This is a genomic window from Petrocella sp. FN5, from assembly GCF_029210395.1.
GTDB lineage: Bacteria > Bacillota > Clostridia > Lachnospirales > Vallitaleaceae > Petrocella.
Genome location: NZ_JARGDP010000134.1, coordinates 1 through 2,937 on the forward strand (window position 1 = coordinate 1; position 2,937 = coordinate 2,937).

Consider the following 2,937-nt stretch of genomic DNA (forward strand, 5'->3'; position numbering starts at 1 on the left):
TTATTAACCTTAATTAACATTCTACTTTTGAATGATCTACCTTTTTACCTTATATATATAATACCATAATTAGACGTCTTTGAAAGTAAGATTTATTACGTAAAGAGTCAAACTTTCTACGAATCTATAGACCTGTTTGACTTTTTATCCACTATTGATAGCGGTTAATAAACCTCCGATCAATCCAATCTTTTAAATACCAGGGCCATTTGCCTGTGAATACCATTTTATTATAAGACAAAATGCCCCTACGGTTACCAAGGGTTACAATGGAAAGATATTTTTTTTGTGGTTTATATTTCTTTAATAGGTCACCGCGTGCTTTTCGTTTGATATTTTCCCATAAGATCGGAGCTTCTTTGATGGCATAAACGCCTATTTTACGTACATAATCGTACTCAGTAAAAGCTATACAATCTCCAGCACCAAAGATGTCTGGATAATCCTTGTTTTGCAAATATCCATTCACAAACATATAACCTCGCTCATCAACATCTAAGCCTGATTGCCTATACAGTGGGTGTGCAACAGATCCTGCCGCGACAATGAGAAAATCATAAGAAATACGCTTCTCGGACTTCAACAACAACTGTTTCTTTTCAATCTTATGCACGCGTTCATTTTGTAGCACTTGAATATTGGCTCCCATAAGCGCAATCTTCATTTTTAATTTCACTTTTTCTGGATAACCTTTTAAAATGCCATTTCCTGAGTCAATCATTAGAATTTGTATATTTTTATTCATTTGAAGTGCTAACTGATGTATCGCTAGTGCCATTTCAACGCCTGCTGCACCTGCCCCAATAAACACCACTTTAAACAATGATTGCTTCACTTCTTGAATTACTTTTTTTATTTGTACCAAATGATGTAACGGCTTTACTAAATGTGAAAATGCATTTGCACCAGGAATCTGTTTGCCTACTACATCTGACCCCGTATCAAGAGAAAGTATATCATATGTAAAAGTTACGCCATTCCTTGTCACAATTGTTTTATCCTTCGGTTGGATTAAAACCACCTCATCTTCTATATAGGTTACCCCGCTTTTTTCGCAAAGTTTCATTAGATCTACTGAAAAATCTTTCTCGCTGTAGAGCCCTTCCAAGTAGGATGATGCCATGCCTGAATAATATTGTTTCTTCCCTGCTGAAATAAGGAAGACTTGATGGTTTTTCAGCTGATCCGTCCTCATTTGTTTGATTAAATAAAGATGTGCATGACCACCTCCCACTAAAATTAAAGTTTTTACATACGTTTCATTCATAAAACCACCTTCTCACTTGTTTTTCTATAATCTTAGACGACCATATCAGACGTATTCTACTAAATCTATTTAGCTTATAACCAATTGCCAACTTAACATCTTAAAATACTGTACTTTATGCCACCCACTTTTAAAGATTCACGATCTACAACCTAATTTCTTATAATGAACTTTTTAATTTTCAAATAAATGACATAAACAATAACACCCATAAGTATTAACCAAAATACTTGCTTAGAATATTGGCTATATTCTATAATCTGATTACCCAGAAGTACATATGCAATCGTCCCTGGAATCATCCCAACCCCAGTGGCCACAATAAATTGCCATGCTTTTATCGTACTAAGTCCTGCTGCATAGCTTAGAAAATCAAAAGAAACAAAAGGAATTAGCCTCCCTATAAACACAACTTTCATGCCATGGTTCCGACTTATTTCGTTCACCTTTTTCATCAATCCTTTACTTTGCTCAAAGCGCTTCACAAAATCTTCCCCAAGCACACGCGCTAAATAAAATGTACCAGCAGCGCCTAGCATCGCACCAACCCAAGAAATCAATGTACCTCCAACAATACCAAAAACTATCCCATTTGCTCCCGTAATCAAGAAAGAAGGAATTGGAGCTATAAATGCCTGCAAAATCATAAGTAGCACGCTAATAATAGGTGCACCTAAGCCAAAACTTCGTATCAAAGCTACAACATCCTCTACAGAACCTTCCGACAACATTTTTGCAATATTTAGGAGTTCATTCATGTTCCAATAAGCTATAATTCCTACAGTAATAATAATCCCTATACCAATATATTTCTTGTATTTTCTAATCGCATCAAACATCGTTGGTCACCTCTTTTATTTCAACCGTTAGCGCACAAGTAAACATCTCACTTAAGTAGTTCCAGTATAGAAATAATATCAATGGGTTCCATTCTTTTTTTATAGTCTGCATCAATGAAGGCATAGCAGATTAAGCCTTGCTGATTAATAATAAAAGTGGCTGCAAATGGTAATTGCCAACTACCATCCCCGTTTAACGTTTCTAAGTCAAGGCCTAATGTTTTATAAGCCTTTTGTAAATATTCCGGTAACGCATAAACAATATTATATTTTTTTGATACCGTCAAACCCATATCACTTAATACCGGAAAAGACAATTGATGTTTTTCTATTATACTAAGGGAATCATCTGGTTTCTGAGGACTGATTGCAATCAATTTGGCTCCTAATGCTTCAATTTTCGTTAAAACATTCTGATACGCTTTTAATTGAAGATTACAGTACGGGCACCATGCGCCTCTGTAAAAAGTTAAGACTACTGGTCCTTCCTCTAATACTGATTGCAGTTCTACTTCATCCCCCAAATGGTTTTTAAGGGTAAAGTTCGGTGCCATGTGGCCCGCTTTAATACCCATTATTTTTACCGATTGATCAAGTTCTTTAATTGCTTTATCAAATATCGCCTGTATTTCTTCAGGAAGTCTTTTTTTTGAGGTTTTAATAAGTGCTTCAATCTGATTACCTAAGTTATATTCCATAGTTATATCCTTCTTTCTTACATATAGATTTGAATATGAGTTGTTTATGAGTAACCTAATAAACATATCTTAACCTATTGAATCTTTTAAATATGTAAGCAATCTAACAATCATCATAATATATTTGTGCTAT

General features: G+C 34.8%; 3 protein-coding genes. All 3 read right to left on the reverse strand.

What is annotated here, in order from left to right; genetic code table 11:
* Positions 1-151: 151 nt before the first annotated feature.
* Positions 152-1,267, reverse strand: a complete 1,116-nt coding sequence (locus tag P0N36_RS14900; RefSeq protein WP_275843664.1) for an FAD-dependent oxidoreductase — start codon at positions 1,265-1,267, stop codon at positions 152-154.
* 152 nt (positions 1,268-1,419) lie between these two features.
* Positions 1,420-2,106 (reverse strand): TVP38/TMEM64 family protein, encoded by a 687-nt coding sequence (locus P0N36_RS14905; protein WP_275843665.1) that lies wholly within the window; start codon positions 2,104-2,106, stop codon positions 1,420-1,422.
* Positions 2,107-2,153: 47 nt separating this feature from the next.
* The gene (locus P0N36_RS14910) at positions 2,154-2,804 is read right to left on the reverse strand and encodes a peroxiredoxin-like family protein (RefSeq protein WP_275843666.1); all 651 of its coding nucleotides are present in this window, start codon (positions 2,802-2,804) and stop codon (positions 2,154-2,156) included.
* Positions 2,805-2,937 lie beyond the last annotated feature (133 nt).